This is a genomic window from Idiomarina sp. Sol25 (assembly GCF_033052775.1).
Taxonomy (GTDB): domain Bacteria; phylum Pseudomonadota; class Gammaproteobacteria; order Enterobacterales; family Alteromonadaceae; genus Idiomarina.
The window spans coordinates 37448-56324 of record NZ_JAUPEW010000001.1 but is presented as its reverse complement, the minus strand read 5'-3'; the positions used below and the strand labels follow the sequence as shown (position 1 = coordinate 56324).

At 47.1% G+C, this 18877-nt stretch carries 14 protein-coding genes; 7 read left to right on the top strand and 7 right to left on the bottom strand.

The annotated features are described in order from the left end of the window. Nucleotides 1–133 precede the first annotated feature (133 nt). Nucleotides 134–2293, bottom strand: coding sequence for a TonB-dependent receptor (locus Q5L94_RS00235; RefSeq protein ID WP_317496513.1), 2160 nt, complete (start codon nt 2291–2293; stop codon nt 134–136). A 174-nt stretch (nt 2294–2467) separates the two neighbouring features. On the opposite strand from Q5L94_RS00235, the gene Q5L94_RS00230 reads away from it, so the two are divergent. Further along, complete coding sequence (locus tag Q5L94_RS00230; RefSeq protein ID WP_317496512.1) at nt 2468–4114, top strand: M28 family metallopeptidase; 1647 nt, start codon at nt 2468–2470, stop codon at nt 4112–4114. A 126-nt stretch (nt 4115–4240) separates the two neighbouring features. After that, complete coding sequence (locus tag Q5L94_RS00225) at nt 4241–5944, top strand: GNAT family N-acyltransferase (RefSeq protein WP_317496511.1); 1704 nt, start codon at nt 4241–4243, stop codon at nt 5942–5944. Here the strand turns inward: Q5L94_RS00225 and Q5L94_RS00220 are convergent. Further along, a complete protein-coding gene (locus Q5L94_RS00220) occupies nt 5926–6672 on the bottom strand; it encodes a UDP-2,3-diacylglucosamine diphosphatase (RefSeq protein ID WP_317496510.1) in 747 nt (248 codons plus the stop codon). The genes Q5L94_RS00225 and Q5L94_RS00220 overlap by 19 nt on opposite strands. After that, on the bottom strand, nt 6632–7129 hold the full coding sequence (locus Q5L94_RS00215) for a peptidylprolyl isomerase (protein ID WP_317496509.1): 498 nt from the start codon (nt 7127–7129) through the stop codon (nt 6632–6634). The genes Q5L94_RS00220 and Q5L94_RS00215 overlap by 41 nt, the downstream gene beginning before the upstream one ends. 117 nt (nt 7130–7246) lie before the next feature. Here Q5L94_RS00215 and cysS point away from each other — a divergent pair, with 117 nt between their 5' ends. Together cysS and Q5L94_RS00205 are read left to right on the top strand one after the other, a co-directional pair. Next, nucleotides 7247–8626 (top strand): cysteine--tRNA ligase, encoded by a 1380-nt coding sequence (cysS, locus tag Q5L94_RS00210; protein ID WP_317496508.1) that lies wholly within the window; start codon nt 7247–7249, stop codon nt 8624–8626. Nucleotides 8627–8654: 28 nt separating this feature from the next. Further along, on the top strand, nt 8655–10199 hold the full coding sequence (locus Q5L94_RS00205) for a leucyl aminopeptidase family protein (protein WP_317496507.1): 1545 nt from the start codon (nt 8655–8657) through the stop codon (nt 10197–10199). A gap of 85 nt (nt 10200–10284) precedes the next feature. On the opposite strand, the gene Q5L94_RS00200 is transcribed toward Q5L94_RS00205, so the two are convergent. Further along, complete coding sequence (locus tag Q5L94_RS00200) at nt 10285–10884, bottom strand: Yip1 family protein (RefSeq protein WP_317496506.1); 600 nt, start codon at nt 10882–10884, stop codon at nt 10285–10287. A 198-nt stretch (nt 10885–11082) separates the two neighbouring features. Here Q5L94_RS00200 and miaE point away from each other — a divergent pair, with 198 nt between their 5' ends. Then, a complete protein-coding gene (miaE, locus tag Q5L94_RS00195; protein WP_317496505.1) occupies nt 11083–11865 on the top strand; it encodes a tRNA isopentenyl-2-thiomethyl-A-37 hydroxylase MiaE in 783 nt (260 codons plus the stop codon). 55 nt (nt 11866–11920) lie between these two features. Here miaE and Q5L94_RS00190 read toward each other — a convergent pair whose 3' ends face one another. The 3 genes from Q5L94_RS00190 to Q5L94_RS00180 form a co-directional block, all read right to left on the bottom strand. After that, a complete protein-coding gene (locus tag Q5L94_RS00190; protein WP_317496504.1) occupies nt 11921–13204 on the bottom strand; it encodes a dicarboxylate/amino acid:cation symporter in 1284 nt (427 codons plus the stop codon). Nucleotides 13205–13300: 96 nt separating this feature from the next. Then, nucleotides 13301–14299 (bottom strand): protease SohB, encoded by a 999-nt coding sequence (gene sohB, locus Q5L94_RS00185; protein WP_317496503.1) that lies wholly within the window; start codon nt 14297–14299, stop codon nt 13301–13303. A gap of 72 nt (nt 14300–14371) precedes the next feature. After that, nucleotides 14372–16777, bottom strand: a complete 2406-nt coding sequence (locus tag Q5L94_RS00180) for a VolA/Pla-1 family phospholipase (RefSeq protein ID WP_317496502.1) — start codon at nt 16775–16777, stop codon at nt 14372–14374. Nucleotides 16778–16962: 185 nt separating this feature from the next. Here Q5L94_RS00180 and Q5L94_RS00175 point away from each other — a divergent pair, with 185 nt between their 5' ends. Continuing rightward, on the top strand, nt 16963–17715 hold the full coding sequence (locus Q5L94_RS00175; protein ID WP_317496501.1) for a YciK family oxidoreductase: 753 nt from the start codon (nt 16963–16965) through the stop codon (nt 17713–17715). A gap of 81 nt (nt 17716–17796) precedes the next feature. Beyond that, the gene (locus Q5L94_RS00170) at nt 17797–18867 is read left to right on the top strand and encodes a hypothetical protein (RefSeq protein WP_317496500.1); all 1071 of its coding nucleotides are present in this window, start codon (nt 17797–17799) and stop codon (nt 18865–18867) included. Nucleotides 18868–18877 lie beyond the last annotated feature (10 nt).

Here is an 18877-nt window from a genome sequence, read left to right as displayed (position 1 = left end):
GATCCAACGATGAGTTTATTACCACCTATATTAACAAAGTTCGGAATAAAAATGGGTTGGCTGCGGTGAAATAACACGAAAACGCTACCGTCGAATTACGACGATAGCGTTATTTTCCGAAAAGACAGTTCAATTAAAAGCTAATAGAAACGCCAGCCTGAAAACGACGACCCATAACAGGCGCATCATCTTTTATAAAGGAGCTGTGAACAAAGCCTAACTGATCCGTCAGGTTTTCACCTTTCAGGTAAAGGGTAGCACCGTAATTTGCTAACCATTCAGGATAAAAGTTGACGCGGGCGTTCAATAAGCCATAAGCGTCAGTAACTGTTTCATTCTGCCCTATTTTATCCTGTTCCATATAGCGCGTATAACCGATAGCACCGTCCCAGCCAACGGCCTGGTAACGCACTTCAGTACCAAAACGCTGAGCCGGAATTCGCGGCAAATCATCACCATCACGCTGTTTTGCGCGAGTGTAATCGCTAAAGCCGTGGAGTGACCACTGTTCTGTAAATTTCCAGTCTAACTCAAGTTCATAGCCATAAAGCTCGGCGTCAATCTGTTTAAACTGAACCACTTCGAGACCGCCGTGTTCATGAGCATGTTCATCTGCATGCTCCTCTTCATGAGCATGCTCTTCGTGGCCATGGCCTTCATCGCCATGTAATTGTTCACTGTTCAGGCCAATGAAATCATCGTAGATGAAGTCATCAACGCGGTTGTAAAACACATTCAAATTTGCATGAAAACGATCATTCTCGTAATGGAATCCCGCATCAATATTGTTTGATGTTTCGGTTGTAATCGCAGCATCATTCGGCTCAATATGGTATTCATCGTGCTCTTCTTCATGCAGCTCATAACCCAGGCCAAGCTCGTAAGTGCGGGTTGCAAAGTGATTACCGTTAGCAAAGACTTCGTTTGCAGCCGGCGCCCTTTCTGCATGACTCAGGTTGAATGAAACCGATGTGTGGTCACTAAAATGATAGAGGTAACCGGCAGATGCCGAAGTGGCGTCAAAGGTATCCAGTTTGCGCTCTTCGCTGGAAAGCGATGTACGTTCGTGGCGAACACCTAAATCAACGTGATGAGATCCAAATTCCTGCTCTACGACCCAGAACAAGCCTTGGGTACGACGAGACGTGTTCGGCGTGAAGGCTTCTTCCCCAAAAGCAGATTTATCGCTGATGTCCCACTGCCAACCAACCGCGCCTTTCCAGCCAGCAATCTCTTTATGCTGACCAATCAGTCGTATCTCTTTTTGCGCATTTTCAAATTGAGTTGCGACGAGGCTGTCTTCAATTTCCTGATGCTGGTAATCCGTTAAGGCGGCGCGGAAATCCACACGATTAAAGCCACTAAAAGGATTACGCCATTGACCTGCAAATTGAATACGTTCTTGCTCTAGATCAGCATAAGGACCAGCTTCCACATGGTCATGATCTTCCTCTTGACCATGTTCTTCTTCATGCTCACTTTCTTCCTCACCATGGCCATGGTCGTGACCAGGAATACCGTATTCTTGATAAAGTCCCTGATAAGACACTCCGAAAAAGCCATCATCGAACTGGTAACTGGCGCCAATAGTGCCGCCCTGAGCATCAATAAACGAGTTATCAATGTGATCCACCGTTTCACCTTCGTCATTCGTAAACGACGGTGTCTCATAGTCATTTGCACGGCGAATAAAAGCGTCGGTATAAAGCGCCCAACGACCATTGCCTACTTGCAAATCGTAAGATCCCTCTTTGTTGTCGTTATTGGTAGAAGCTGACACATTCGCATTACCCTGCATGCCGTACACAGGCTCAGAAGGAATGCGGTTATCGACTACATTAATGACCCCGCCAATTGCTCCACTGCCATACAGCAGTGTTGCCGGGCCTCTTAGTACTTCAATTTGCTGTGCGGTACTGGTTTCTGTTGTGACCGCATGGTCGGGACCACCTCGAGATACGTCACCAGTATCAAGTCCGTTTTGGGTGATCTTTACTCGAGGCCCGCCGAGGCCCCGAATAATAGGGCTGCCAGCAACATTCGCAAAATGGGTATTGTTAATACCCGGCTCCATTGCCAGAGTTTCTCCCAGACTATGGGCATTCTTTTGCTTAAGCGCGTCACCAGAAATAATATTGACAGGCTGCGCCGATTCAAGCGCCGTCTTATCCAGCGGGCTTGCATTAATGACAATGACTTCATAGTCATTTATGTGTTCATGTTCTTCTTGTTGTTGCGCCTGTGCAACAGTGCTTGTTGCCAGTAATGCAAGAGTTAACGCATTCAGTTTCATAACCACTCCAGTTAACGTTGTTTCAGATTAACGCCATCTCGCTATTGTAATAATATAACATTACAAAATCCTGATACGTTTTGCAACACTCTTTCAATTATCCACTCTGGTTGTCTGCTACCTGCTGCGGTACACTAGCTTGGCTATTATGATAAAAAACACCAAGGACATGATATGAAGCCATCCCATATTCTTCTGCCCGTCACATTAAGCCTGCTGATAGCGGCTTGTGGCGCATCAGAACCCGAACTAAAAAAGACGGAAATCCGTGCTGAAGAATCCAATATCCGTGCTCATTTAGAGTTTCTTGCAGACGATGACCTTAAAGGTCGCGAAACTGGTAGTAACGAGCATGAAATTGCCTCTAACTACATTGTTTCTGAGTTCAAACAGTTAGGCCTTGAGCCTGCTGGTGACGAGGGCACTTATTATCAGCGTGTGCCCTTTCGTAAAAGTACGCTGAAAGAAAACAGCGCTAGCATGACCTTTGAAAATAACGGCGAAGTGGTTGAATTTGAATTCCCTAAGCAATTCATTACCGGCCCAAGTCATTATGAAGAAAAAGATGAAATTACTGCGCCATTAGTTTTTGTCGGCTATGGTATGGAAGCTCCTGAATTTGGTCTTGATGACTACAACGGCCTTGACGTAGAAGGCAAAATTGTTGTGATGCTAACCGGTCGTCCGGACTTTTTGCCTAGTGAAGAAGGCGCTCATTTAGCCAATATTAAAAATGATATTGCCCGGGAAAAAGGTGCGGTTGGTATTATTACTTTGCACACTCCGGTGCGCGAAAAAACTCGCAAATACGAAACCAGCGTTTATTACACCAAAACGCCACGCATGACCTGGTTAGGTCCTAATGGTTTGCCTAAAGGTGAAGAACAACAGTTAAAAGGTTCCGCCTATATTGATGATGAACCCGCCGAAAAACTCTTTGCCAGTGCACCGACAGAACTGAGCACTATCTTCGAGAAAATCGAAGAAGACCCTGACTTCTCTCCTGAAGGGTTTGAACTGGAAGGTGAAGTCACTCTGGCTCGCGAATCGCGTCACGAAGAAATTTCCAGCCCTAACGTCGCAGCTGTATTGCCCGGTTCTGACGAAACCCTGAAAGACGAGTACGTTGTTTATACAGCGCATTCCGATCATATTGGCGTAGTAAAAGACATGAGCCGCGAAGACAATATCAATAATGGTGCTATGGATAATGCCAGTGGTGTTTCTATTATGCTGGAAACCGCGCGTTTGTTTGTAGAGTCAGAGCAAGAATTTGACCGTTCAATTATGTTCTTGTCTGTCACCGCAGAAGAAAAAGGCCTGTTAGGTGCAGACTACTTTGCGAATAACCCGACGGTTCCATTAGAAAACATCGTAGCAAATGTGAATCTGGATATGCCGGTACTGCTGTATGATTTTGCCGACGTCATTGCCTTTGGTGCTTCCCATTCAACTTTAGGCGAGACGGTTAGCAAGGCTGCTGAGCAGTTCGATACAACGCAAAGCCCTGATCCTATGCCCGAGCAGGCTATTTTTACACGCTCAGACCATTACACTTTGGTTAAAAAAGGCATTCCGGCGGTGTTTTTGATGACCGGATTTACCTCACGTACCGAAGGTGAAGACGGCGGCGAAGTCTGGGGCAAGTTTTTTGCTGAGCACTATCATAAGCCCAGCGATGGACTCAACTTAGACATTAACTACGAAGCTGGAGCGCGCTTTACCGACATTAACTTTGCCATTGGCAAAGATATTGCCAATGCCGATAAGCGCCCACAATGGCTGGAAGACTCGTTCTTCGGTAGACAATTTAACGACTAGGCGTACGGTTAAAGTAAAGAACGAATTCGAGGGAGCCCTAATCGGCTCCCTTTTTGTTAGCGACCGTCATTAAAATGTCATTTACGCTCTCTACACTTTTACCATCAGTAGCTGCCGGAGCACTTGATGTTATCTGTAGACAAAGTTGTTAATGACAAGCTTCCACTCATTAAAGGGAAACCTTGGTTAGAAAAGCCAACGACCTGGGTTTTACGCAACCTTTTACACGAAGAAGACATTCAGAAGTTTGGCAAAAGCTCCCCCTCTTTAGAAGGCATAGACTTTGTTGAACACACCTTGGACTACTTTAATTTCACTTACTCCTACTCTTCGCAAGAACTGGATAATATCCCTGTAAGCGGACGTCTGGTTATTATTGCGAATCATCCGATAGGCTCTCTTGATGGGCTGGCATTATTAAAGTTAGTGAGTGAAATGCGCAGCGATGTAAAAATAGTTGCCAATGAATGGCTGTCTGCACTTGAACCGCTTAGCTCCCTGTTGCTGCCCATTAATGTTTTTGGCGGCAAGCCCAGCCGAAAAGACATTCGCAACATACATAACCACCTTCACGACGAAGGGTGCGTCATATTGTTTCCTGCTGGCGAAGTGTCGCGGCTACGCCTCAATGGGGTACGCGATACTCACTGGCAAAGTGGCTTTCTGAAAATAGCCAAGGCAACCCAAAGTGACATTTTGCCGATACGTCTCGACGCTCATAACTCAGCCTGGTTTTACACCGCTTCTATGGTCTACAAGCCTTTAGCTACCATGCTCTTGGTAAAGGAAATGTTTCGTCAGCAACGTAAGCAGGTTAAGTGCCATATAGGGCAAAGAATACCTGTTGAAGCCTTTCTTCATCAGGGCCTTAGTATCAACCAGCAGGTTAAACTGTTTAAAAAGCACTTGTACCGTTTAGGTACTCAAAAAAAATCGATTTTCCCAACTCAGACAGCAATAGCCCGTCCTGAATCGCGCCAACCTTTGAAAGCGGCCATTGAGGCCTGTGAGTTACTTGGTGAAACCCCCTGTGGCAAAAAGATTTATCTGTATGAATTTAGTGGTAGCTCTCCTATTCTTCGGGAGATAGGTCGCTTACGAGAAATCGCTTTTCGCACCGTAGGCGAAGGTACCTGGCGTAAACGCGACCTTGATGAGTACGATACCTGGTATATGCACCTGATACTCTGGGATCCGGACGATCTTGAAATTGCCGGTGCTTACCGTCTGGGCGACTGTAAAAAAATAATAGAAACGCACGGCCAAAACGGGCTTTACAGTGACGGATTCTATGAGTTCTCGGACGCTATGAAGGGTATTTTTCCGCAAAGTCTGGAACTGGGCCGTTCATTTGTACAACCCCGGTATTGGGGTAAGCGCAGTCTGGACTATCTCTGGGTAGGTATTGGTGCGCTGTTGCGTAAGCATCCAGATTATCGTTACTTATTTGGCTCTGTCAGTATTAGCAACGCGTTACCAAAGGATGCGCAGGCCGCTTTAGTCAAATTTTACAGCAGCCATTTTCCACCGCAAACACCAATGGCCAGGGCGAACATTCCTTATCGTTTAAACACCGACTCAACGGTGCCTGACTTTACCGGTAACAACTACGCCGATGAATTTGTTCTGCTAAAAAGCTACATGGCGAATATCGGCTCTGCCATTCCCACGCTTTACAAACAATACTCGGAGCTATGTGAACCCGGCGGAGTGCAGTTTTTAGAGTTTGGCGTTGACCCGGACTTTAACCACTCGATAGATGGATTGGTGTTAGTGGATACCACCAAACTCAGCGCGAAAAAGCGCAAGCGTTACTTAGAAACGAGATAAGCACTAGCCTGCTGATACCAGTCGCCCAGTACAATACGTTTAGCGGGTTTACCGTCACCGAGAGTGAAGCAATGCACTGCCGGACGGTGTGTGTGGCCATGAATGAGCTGTCTAACGCTGTGCTTTTCCATAACATGCAGCACTTCACTGTGCTGAGCATCCATTTTATAAAGCTGTTCCGGGCTTAGTTCAGGTCTTTGGCTACTGGATTTCTCCCGTAACCGGTTAGCAATACGCATACGCCAGGACAAGGGCAAGCTACGCATAATACCTTTGACCAGAGCATTCTGGATAATAGCCCGATAACGCAGGTAACCTTTATCCAGCGTGCATAAGGTATCACCATGCATCAGTAGTACCCGCTCGCCATACAAGTCAATGACCGTTTCATCAGGGAGAAGGGTTAAACCAACATCGCTGGCAAAACGCTCGCCCACCATGAAGTCACGGTTCCCGGCCATAAAGTAAAGGCGTACACCACTGTCCGTCATGTACTTCAGCTGATTTTTTACTTGCGCCGCAAATTCGCTGGTGTCGTCGTCGCCCAGCCAGGCATCGAACAAATCGCCAAGAATATAAAGCGCATCAAGATTAGTGTGTTGCTGACAAAAGTTATCAAAAGCAGCCAGAATATCTGGCCGCCCCGGACTTAAATGTAAGTCAGCGATAAAGCCGGTGGTCACGGAATCAGTCTTTAACCGACACACTTTCAATAACCACGTCTTCAACCGGCACGTCCTGATGGAAGCCCGCTGAACCGGTTTTCACGTCTTTAATGGTGTTTACCACGTCCATACCTTCTACAACCTCGGCAAATACGCAATAACCATAACCGTTAGGTGTTTCATTCTGAAAGTTAAGAAAAGCATTGTCGTTCACGTTGATGAAAAACTGAGACGATGCTGAATGAGGATCGGGCGTGCGCGCCATAGCTACCGAGCCAACCACATTCGGTTTTGCTGTCGGCGCTTCGTTTTCGATATTGTCGCGTGTTTCTTTTTGCTTCATGCCAGGCTCAAAACCACCGCCCTGCACCATGAAGTTACTAATAATACGGTGAAAAATTGTGCCATCATAAAAACCGTCACGGGCATACTGTAAAAAGTTATCTACAGTCTTAGGCGCGGTTTCATTGTGCATTTCTAAAGTGATATCACCATGATTGGTATGTAAAACGACTTGCATTGAATGTACCTGTTTCATTGACTAAACCAGCCAATAGTGTACCAGAGCCGTACCATAGGTGGTATCATAAGCCCCCAGTTTTCATCGCTAACCGTTTAAAAGTAAGAGACACTATTTATGGCATTAACCGTATTTAACACCCTCACCCGCAAAAAGCAGTCATTTGAGCCTATTCAACCCGGCCACGTGGGTATTTATGTGTGCGGTGTTACCACCTACGACTACTGCCATATTGGCCATGCCAGAACTTATGTCGCTTTTGATATTGTTGTGCGGTATCTGCGAAAGTTAGGGTACAGCGTGAAATACGTCCGCAATATCACCGATCTGGACGATAAAATCATTAAACGTGCGGCTGAAAACGGAGAAGATTTTCATCAGGTTACTGAGCGCTTTATTCGGGAAATGCATAAAGATTTTGACGCGTTGAATTTAGTCCGTCCCGACATTGAACCGCGTGTAACCGGCCATATGGATGAAATTATCCAGATGATTGAACGCCTTGTTGAGAACGGCAACGCCTATGAAGCCGGCAACGGCGATGTTCTCTTTGATGTTTCTACATTTAACGATTACGGCAAGCTCAGTCGTCAGGACTTAGAGCAATTGCAAGCGGGTTCACGGGTTGATGTTGACGCAGCCAAACAAGATCCGCTCGACTTTGTGCTCTGGAAAAGCGCTAAGCCCGGCGAGCCCAGCTGGTCTTCGCCCTGGGGTGAAGGCCGCCCGGGCTGGCATATTGAATGTTCAGCAATGAATAAGAAGCACCTAGGCAGCACTTTCGATATTCATGGTGGCGGCTCTGACTTGTCTTTTCCTCATCATGAAAATGAAATAGCGCAAAGCTGCTGCGCGAATCAATCTGAGTACGTAAAGTACTGGATGCACAGCGGTATGGTGCAGGTCGACAATGAGAAAATGTCGAAGTCACTGGGCAACTTTTTTACGATTCGCAGCGTACTGGAACAATACGACGCGGAAACTGTGCGGTATTTCCTGTTGTCGAGCCATTACCGCTCACAGCTAAACTATACTCAGGAAAACTTGGATCAGGCGCATTCCGCTCTGGAGCGCTTATACACTGCATTGCGTGACATAACACCGCAAGCCGCCAGTGAAGAATTGCATAGCAAATACTGGCAGAGCTTTCAGCAGGCTATGGACGACGACTTAAACGCGCCGGAGGCCATGAGTGTGTTATTTGAAATTGCCCGGGAAATTAACCGCAACCGCGAGAGTGCTCCGGACGCAGCCGCGCAATTAGCGCACGTTTTACTTGAACTGGCTGAAGTAATGGGGCTGCTGCAACAGTCTCCGCAAGAGTTTTTACAAGGTGACGACGACGATGTCGCCAAAATTGAAGCGTTGATTGCCAAGCGTAATCAGGCCCGGGAAGATAAAGACTGGGCTGCAGCAGACGAAGCCCGTGATGAGCTAACCAACATGGGTGTTGTTTTAGAGGATGGTGCTGAAGGCACCCGCTGGCGTCGCGCTTAACCGACAAACTGATTAAGAGGTTTAACCTATGGCATTTGCACAACTGCAAATCGTCAGCTCACTGGCTGACGCATACTCAAAAGATGGTGCCGACGCACTTATCTTAATTGGAAATTTTGATTCTATTGACGATTCTGCTCTGGCTGAAACGATTCAGCAGGCACAAATTACCGATCAAAGAGTGGGAAAACAGCCTTTACTGTTACAGGCTGACGGTGTTCCGGGCCAGCGTTTGGTCGCTGCGCCTACCGGGCCGTTAAACCGCGACTTTGACGATGTTCGTCAGGTTTTCGATGCGGCACATGCGGCAGCAAAAGTTGCGCAAGATGCCGGCGCCCGACACCCGGTTATCGCGTTGAATAACGTCAATGTGAACGACGATCGTTATCAGCAAGCCTTTTTAGCCGCTTATCTTGGCTTTTGTCAGGCACTTTATCAGCCACTGGAAGCTCGTGAAGCTCATGGTGAAGAAGCCATTGAACCGACTCAAAACGTCATTTTAGTTGGAGAGCTTGACGCTGAATGGGCCATGGCGGTTGAAGCCGGTAAACGCGTTGCCCGCGACCTTGCAGGTACCGAACCTGAGCGTATGGCACCACCTAAATTTGCTGAATATTGCCGCCAGGCCTTTGCTCACACTTCGGTTAAGGTCACTGTTATCGATGACTACCAGCAACTACAGCATGAGTACCCTTTACTGGCAGCCGTTGGTCGCTCATCAATGGCCGTAGAGCGTCATCGCCCTTGCGTTATTCGCCTTGAGTATCACGGCAACAACCCCGAGCGTACAGTTATGTTTGCCGGTAAAGGTATCGTTTACGACACCGGTGGTGCTGACTTAAAAACCGGTGGTCATATGGCTGGTATGAGCCGAGATAAAGGCGGTGCTGCAGGCGTTGCCGGCTTCTTAAAAACGGTTTCGGAATTACAGCCAGAGCACCTTAATGTGGTTGCTGAAATTGGCGCGGTACGTAACAGCATTGGTTCGGATGCTTTTGTGGCCGATGAAATTATTACCGGCCACAGCGGCAAGCGTGTCCGCATTGGGAATACCGATGCCGAAGGCCGCCTGATAATGGCCGACTTACTTTCGCATTTACGCGAAGAAGCGGCGAAAGCTGACGGCGAACACGAGTTATATACGGTAGCAACTCTGACAGGCCACGCAGCCCTTTCAAAAGGCCCATACAGCGCTCTGGTACCCAATGGCCATGCACGTCGTCAGAACCTGGCTCAGGCATTATTCGATGCAGGCGAAACCTATGGTGACCCGGCAGAAATATCCTGGTCGCGCCGTGAAGACTTCGACTTTGTTAAAGGCCGTACCCTTTGCGACGATCTGCTATCCTCCAACAACGGTTCTTCTGCTGCCACACCACGTGGACACCAATTCCCGATGGCATTTCTGAGCGGAGTATCCGGTCTGGACAATCATGGCATTGATAGTGAGCACCCGATAAGCTACATCCATATCGATATTGCCGGTAGCGGCGTAGAAGGCGGAGACTGGCAACACGGTAAACCAACAGCAGCTCCGGTTACTTGTCTGGCGGGTCATTACCTGAAGAAATAACTTTTACGAAAGCGCTTTATTGAAAACAATAAAAAAGCCCGGTTCCGCTTAACCAGAACCGGGCTTTTTTTATTTAAAATTTACGTTAAGAAATAAAGTCAGGGCCAAAACCATTGGTCCATAAAATGGCCGTTGTTGCCATAAGTACAACCATAGCAATAAGACCTGCGGTCACTACCGAGCTCGCGTACAGAAAACCCCGTTCTTCCGGAATGTGCATAATTACCGGTAGGCCTGAGTAAAGCAGGTAAACCGAATAAGCCACGCCAATAAGGAAAACGGACGCAACAAACCACAACTCAGGATAAACTGACGCTATTCCCGACATAATTACAGGAGTCGCCGCGTAGGCTGCTAATTCAAGCGATTTCGTATAACTGGGGTCGGCACCAAAGGTTTTTGCCATCCAATAAATTAAGTAAGCCAACGCAAACGTGGCTCCCAAAATACCAATATACATTGCAACGCCAAGCATAACACCACTGCTTTGGGTAAGATAAATGGACTCGCGTGCTCCAACGCTCCAGCCAATATGCGCTGACGCGTAGTAAGCGGCCAAACAAGGTAAAATTGCTACCAGTAAAATGTGAGAACACGAATAAAGAAAGCTCTCACGCTTGCTGTCTATCGATTTCCACTCTTGCACTGGATGGGCGTATAACCCCCAAATATGATTCAGTATCATAATTTCACTTCCCCATAGTTCGCGGTCATACCGCCGAATTCATAAATACGTTATAATTTTTGACGCGGGTACTGCTGAAAAATTCACCCCATGTATCTAATATTCAGCACCATCTGTATTCTGTCAAGGCCTTTTGTTATAGAACAAAGGGTTAGTTGTTAATTTATTATTACACCTTTTACGCCAAGAAGGATCGCTGTGAATTATAGTCTCGTCGAACCCTATCTAAATCTGCTCGACCCAATACACTCATTTTTACTTTGCCGGACGCCTTCAGAGTGGGTTAAGCAAGCGTCTATGGCTGAGAATCTGCCCGTCATTTTACTGGATCATTTACATTGTGAGTTAAAAGCGGCTCAAAGCGCAGCCTTATTGCTGCGCCGTTATGCCGTTAATAAAGATCACGGGCAAACCCTGCTTGACGCTCTGCAGCCATACGAAGATCTGGTTTATCGCGGCCTTGGAAATTTTCAGCAACTGAAACAAAGCAAGCAACTGTCTCACGCTTTACAAGCTGCTGAGTCACAACCGTACGCCGACGAAATTATTGATAAAATGTCCCGTTTAATACGGGAAGAGCTGCATCATTTCCAGCAGGTTCTTGAAATAATGCAGGCACGTGATGTACCGCTTTACAAGCTCAGCGCATCGCGTTATGCGGCCAGCCTTATTCGGCATGTACGTACATACGAGCCGCAGGCTTTAATTGATAAGTTAATTATAGGCGCTCTTATTGAAGCGCGCTCTTGTGAGCGCTTTGCCGCACTGGCTCCTTATCTGGATGAGGACATCGCCCGCTTTTACGTGTCCCTGTTACGTTCAGAAGCACGCCATTATCAGGATTACCTCGAGTTAGCACAGAAGCTAAGCGATACGGACATTACCGAGCGGATTAATCAGTTCAGAGAGTGGGAAGCAGAATTGATTATGTCTGAAGATACTGAGTTACGTTTTCACTCAGGAGTACCGGTGCACGCTTAAATGTGCACCGGCTCTCGGAGAACAACCGGAGAAGTAACCGGAAAAAGCTCAGCAGTTAGAGCTCTTCCAGCTTTTTGCCAGCGTCTTTGTCGTGGTATACGTCTTCGTCAAAGTCGCCCTCTGAACGTGCCACCACACAACTGACCATAGCGTCACCGGTTACGTTAACTGCCGTTCGGGTCATATCCAGCAAGCGATCCACACCGATAATAAGGCCAATACCTTCAACCGGCAAACCAACTTGCTGCAGCACCATGGCGAGCATGATAAGCCCAACCCCGGGCACTCCGGCAGTACCAACAGACGCCAGTGTCGCGGTCATAATCACCATCAGGTATTCAGCAACGCCTAAGTCCAGCCCATATACCTGCGCAATAAAGACGGTAGCAACACCCTGCATAATAGCCGTACCATCCATATTGATGGTAGCGCCCAGCGGCACAGTGAAGGAACCTACGCTGTTACTGACGCCTAAACGACGGGTAACGGTTTCCAAAGTGATAGGCATGGTCGCATTACTGCTTGCGGTACTAAAGCCAAACAGTTGAGCGTCACGCATCTTACGCAAGAAAATTCCCGGTTTAACCCGGGCAAGAACGCGCATAAATAGTGGGTAAATAATTAAGCCATGAGCAATAAGCACAAACAGAACCAACAGGAAGTACTTGGCAAGACTGCCTATCATTTCCACGCCAATTTCTGTGAAAAGTTTGGCCATTAGTGCAAACACACCATAAGGCGCCAGGTTCATTAAGATAACAACCAGCTTCATAATGACCGAATTCAGATCATCGAAAAAGCCTTTCAAACGTTCACCCGGCTTACCAACCAGCGCCATGGAAATGCCGAACAGCAACGCAAACACAATAATTTGCAACATATTGCCTTCGGCCATCGCGTTGATCGGGTTATCAGGGAACAGATTAACAATGACTTCGCTAACCGATGGTGCTTCGCTGGTCTCAAAGCTTGCGTCCGAAGCACGCTCAATGCCGGAGCCTGGCTGCACCAGAATTGCCGAACTAATCGCAAAAGTAATAGCGATAGCCGTGGTGATCATATACATGCCAACAGCTTTTCCGCCTAAGCGTCCAAGCTTGCTGGGGTCACTTAAGGAACAAGTGCCGACCACCAGTGATACAAACACCAGTGGCACAACCAGCATTTTCAAAGAGGTAATGAATATTTGACCAACAACGTCGAAAAGACCGTTGGTTAAATACAGAGAAACCCAGGCATTATCACCGGCAACGTAACGAATAATGGTACCGAGAATGATCCCAGCGACCATGCCGATAACAATGCGGCTAGTCAGGCTGAGTTTTTTCTTTTCGCTCATAAGCGTCCTTTATTATTCATTCTGAAAAACTGCGATAGCCTAGCAGAAAGCATTTAAATAAGCAGCTATAAAACTTTAAGCCTCGCTGAATACCTTCTATTGTGCGACATCTGACCGGGTTAAGGAAGATTTTAAGGTATGGATAATAACGGACATACCTTTTGCAAAACGTTCACTTAGTGGTTTACGGATAACATACTGTAATTGCAATACATCAAACCCCTTATGCTGTTTCATTAACCACGCGTCACTGGTTATCACTTCATCAATTAAGCCGAGATCTTTCGCTTCCTGACCTGACCAGACCTCGCCTGTTGCTACTTTGTCTATATCCAGCTCGCTGCGATTTTCCTGAACAAAAGACTTAAACTGACGGTGAATGGCCTCTAAATCCTGTTTAAACTTACGACGGCCTTCATCGGTATTTTCACCAAAAATAGTCAAAGTGCGCTTATATTCGCCCGCGGTTAATTGTTCAAAATCAACATTATGCTTTTTCAAAAGACGGTGGAAATTCGGTATTTGCGCCACCACACCAATTGACCCAATAAAAGCAAAAGGTGCCGCCATGAGCTTATGACCAACGCAAGCCATCATATAACCGCCGCTTGCCGCCACTTTATCTATAGCAACATTAACGGTTAAGTTATGCTCTCTTAAACGCAGCAACTGAGCCGCCGCGAGACCATAACCATTAACCACACCACCGCCACTTTCCAGTCTTACCAGTACTTCGTCTTTCTCAGTGGCCAAGTTTAGAATAGCGTTGACTTCATGGCGTAAACTGTCGACCTCTTTTGCATCCATGCTGCCTTTAAAATCAATAACAAAAAGGCGTTTCTCTTTGTTCTCCGCAGCCTTCTTTTTCTTTAACGCTTTTAGCGCTTTTTTCTGAGCTTTTTTATCCATAAGCTCAATTTTTAACTGTTCACTCAGCTCATTCAGCTCTTTAGATAAATGCGTGACTTGCAAATCGCCTTTACTTTTTTTCTGTTTCTGCGCCGCCTGAGCAACAAGACCGACAATAAAACCAACGGCCACCACAATAATAGCGGCTTTTAGTAAGAAGCCTCCAATATCAGCAACAAAATCCATACCACTCTCCTAAAACGAAAAAGGCCAGCATAACTGCCGGCCTTTGAATACCAAGTGTTCAATAACCTGAGATTATTCTACCACTTCTTCGTTGGTTACTGGTAACTGCAACATGTCGGCTGCAAACCAGAAAGCAATTTGTTGCTGCATTTCTGCGGTAACTTGCGCAGATGGGCCTGCGTCAACCAGCGAGCCGTGCTCTGCGTCACCACCAAAGCGAACGATACCTGATACCGGAGTAGTACCATCTTCCGACGTTGCTGTAGTGGAGATGCCTTGCAGACCAAGCAATGCGGCCAGAGGTTCTGTTCCCGCCAGAGGTTTATTCTCCACTGAATTCGGAATAACTGCATCATCAATAGCTTCTATAACATGAATGGGTGTTTGTGAAGCTACTACTGGAGCTGCATAGTTAACAGGATCGCCGGAATCGATAACGGTTTGAGCCGCAAATGCGAACTGCTCAAGAGTTGCGTTAATTTGCGCGACTTGTTGCTCTGATGCTTGTGCCATAAATCCTGCATAGAATTCTTCAAGAGTTGCGCCGCCAGCGATAGCTTCGTCAGCACCCGCTTTAAACTCTGGATTAGACGAATACAACAAGGTCGCTTTAATCGTCGGTCCAAAACTGTCGGAAGCCAATAGGAAACTGGCTATGCTACCACCTGGCATACCTAAACTTGAGGCTTGAACAGAAAACTGCGCATCAAGAGCCGCAAGCGGGCTGTCTTCTCCAAAAGAGGTATTAGCTAAGGCGGTGAAACCTGTGCCGGCAATTGCTCCCAAAGAATGTCCAACAAAATGTACATCACTTCCGTCAAGTTCAGCACCATCACCTGCGATAAAGTTATTCAAACTAACGCGTAGACCGACCAAGTCAGCAATCGATTGACGCAAATTATCGCGTGTCGTCAGCAAGCTGCTCAGATTCATATAAGTTGTAACGTTTTCTGTGCCGGTAGCGGTAATATCAAGATTGCCATCGCTATCAACATCAAAGCCTCTATCCCCATGCAGTGGATGATCAATGGCAACAGTTGCAAATCCAGCGATAGCTAACGTGCCGGCAATAGCCGCTGCATTAGATTTATCCTGAGCGATACCGTGTTGGAACATCACCACAGGCCAACCGTCAGCAGGCGCAGTTAAAGTAGGTAAAGCAGGATCCATTCCGGCGCGAACAGCATTTGCTGTTGCCAAATCAGGAATAGTCACAAAAGCATTAACCGTTTTAGTATCCTGAACAGCCGGCACTGGGTTGTATTTAGTCAAATGGCGCTCTTCATCAACGCCTGGCAAGTCGATTCCATTTGGCTGAGCAATACAGGTTTCAACCAAAGTCTGGATAGCTTCTGCTTTATCGGCTGCTATCGACTCTTGAGTGATACCAAGGGTGCCATCAGGAATGTCTCCGCTTTCAATCCCGCCGACGATAGATATCGGACTATCACATTTTGCCGTCCAACGACCTGTTATTGGTGCAGTAGGGTTTTCAGCACTAGGTATTGGAGAGTAATAAGGTAAGTCTACTTGTCCGCCATACAGTTTTGCCGCACTCGCTGCGGCAAGCGCATTTGGATCGGTGAGACCTGCGTCAGTCAAGTCTTCATCTAATGTTCGACCTAAATATGCTGCTTGCAGTTGTGGACTATTACCAGCTGCCATTTTCTGTCCTAGCAAGGTTTTTGTCATACCTAATACATCACCCACGGACTGTGTGGTAAAGTTCGAGCTGTAAATCACCCCTTCAGGGTCTACACCATACTGCGCCAAAGAGCCTTCATAACTATTAACCAGGCGTTGTAGAGAGACGGCACTCTCATCACCTGAAACCGGCTTCTCATCCGCATTACGTTTCATCAAGGTATAGGTTTGTGATGGTTTAACGTCGCGACCAAGAGAGTCTTGAATATTGTCAGTCAATACCACCAGGTAACCGGTTTTAGGTTTGAATGGACGCAGCGGTACAACAGCAACACTGCCATTGCCTGTTGCTTTAACGGTGAAGTCGGTATTGTGTTCAAGTTCACCCGTTATTGCACATACAGCCGCGGGGGTTGCTGCGGCACATCGCTCAGAAACCTCATTGCCGCCCTGTATGGTTTTAAATACACGTATTGATCCCTGAGCTTCCAGACTAGCGGCTTCAATAGTAACTTGCTCACCGTTTTCATCGACAGGCAATGAAAACTTAAAAGTTATAGGAGAGTGTGTCCCCCAACCATCAAGCCCATTAAGGGCCACTTTTGGATTTGAGACGTCGTCCGGATTATCCACTGGAATGTTCAGCGTTCCGTCTTTACTTTCACTCAATAAAATATTGCTGGGAGTTGGTATTTCACCATTGGACGGGTCAAAAACTACGCGTGACGCAGCAACACTAACTTCCTTTTCTGTAAGTGGAGCTTCGTCGCCGCTACCACAGCCTACAAGGCTAAGTGCAGAACCAATTGCAAGCGGGAGTAATAATTTCTTCATGAGGTATCCTCAATTCTTTTTATGATTTGTTATTTTACGTCTTCTCTTAACGATTTTTATACACCTGTATCAAATAAGATGAAAGGCTTTTTACGGATTTTTCGTTCGTTTGCTGAGAAGTTACTCGAATATCGTTACAATAGCCCACTCACCCGACCACAGTCCAATGGTATTAAGAAACTGTTATGGAAATTAAAACCGTACATGATTATCAGGCAAGTCCTGAATTATTGAAAAATAAGGTTATTTTAGTTACTGGTGCAGGCGACGGCATTGGTCGTCAAGCCGCTCTGAGCTACGCTGAACATGGTGCCACAGTTATTTTACTAGGCCGCACTGTTAGCAAGCTGGAATCGGTTTACGATGAAATTATCGCTCAGGGAAGCCCACAACCGGCAATTATTCCGCTCGATTTAAAAGGCGCAACGGAAAATCATTACCGAGATATGGCGGCCACCATTGCGGATCAGTTCGGTAAACTTGACGGCGTGCTGCATAACGCAGGCCTGCTTGGCATTCTGTCCCCTTTTACTCACATTGAAAAAGACAGCTGGGACGACATTATGCAGGTTAACGTCACGGGTCAGTTTGCGATGACTCAGGCACTGATTCCGGTAATGGAAAGGTCTCCGAACGCTTCCTTAGTTTTCACATCCTCGGGGGTAGGAAGAAAAGGACGCGCATTCTGGGGGCCCTATTCTGTCAGTAAATTTGCTACTGAAGGTATGGCTCAGGTTATCGCCGACGAGTATGAAGATACCAAATTGCGCACCAACGTCATTAACCCCGGCGCGACCCGCACATCAATGCGTGCGAAAGCGTATCCGGCAGAAGACGCTAAGTCGCTTAAAACACCCAAAGATCTGATGCCAACTTACTTGTACCTGATGAGCGATGATAGCATTTCTGATAATGGCTTGTGTTTCGACGCCCAGTAAACCGGCAGCTTCGAACTGACGTATCGGTAAAAAGGAAACGTGTTACACTCAGTAACATGCATAATTAATTAGGTTACGTCTATGACATCGAAGCTACAGCAGCGAGCCATTAATATACTCAGGCTCGCTTTGCCTTTCAGCGCATTGTTCAGTTTATCAGCAGTTGCTGAGCCGCCGGAAATCGAAATTTTTGATAACGTCCGCCAGCAACAATGGGTGGGCGTGAGTCCGGTTAGTCGCGATACCATCTGGCTATCAGGTGAGAAAGGAACGGTAGCCAGAACCACCGATTCAGGAAAAAGCTGGGAATATTTTCAACCCGGACCCGGTGACCTCGATTTTCGTGATATTGAAGCTATTGATGACCGCCGAGCCTATGCGTTAAGCGTTGGTACCGGTGGTCAGTCACGTATTTACTACACTGAAAATGGTGGCAGCAGCTGGCGTCTTCGTTATCGCGGTGAGTCAGATAGCTTCTTCAATTGTATGGCGCTCTCTCCTAGCGGTGAAGCCTGGGTGCATGGCGACAGCGTTGGCGATGAGTGGCGGATGGTACGCAGTGCCGATGGTCGCAACTGGATGCAAGTTCGCAGTGCGGTCGCCGAGCCGCCTCAGTCTAACGAAGGTGGTTTCGCCTCAAGTGGCAGCTGCGCCCGCTTTAATAACGACAATTGGATGATAGCAACAGGTAATGCTGATAAAGCTCGAGTATTAATTAAAGGCTCGTTTGGCATTCGCTTTCGTGTGGTAGAAACACCAATGGAAGCAGGACCCATGGCGGGCATTACCAGTGTCTGGCCTATTGACGATAAAACCTTTTATATTGCTGGTGGTGACTTAAATGATGCTTCTGGTGACGAAAATCGTTTGTGGCATTATCAAAACAACGAATTTGAAGCCTTGCCCGGGCCGCCCATTAAAGGCGCTCTTTATAGCTTAAGCCTGGTCGACCACAATGGTTCCTGGTTATTGACGTCTAACCCTCAAGGCGCGGCAGCATTAAACCTACAGAGTAATGAGTGGTTTAAGCTCTCTGATGCCAATATCTGGAATATTCAGTGTCATGGGGATATCAGCTGCTGGCTGGTTGGTAAAGACGGCTACGTTGGCCGTTTGCAATGGCAGGCGCCGCAACAGCGCCCGAAACTCTGACGGTTACTCA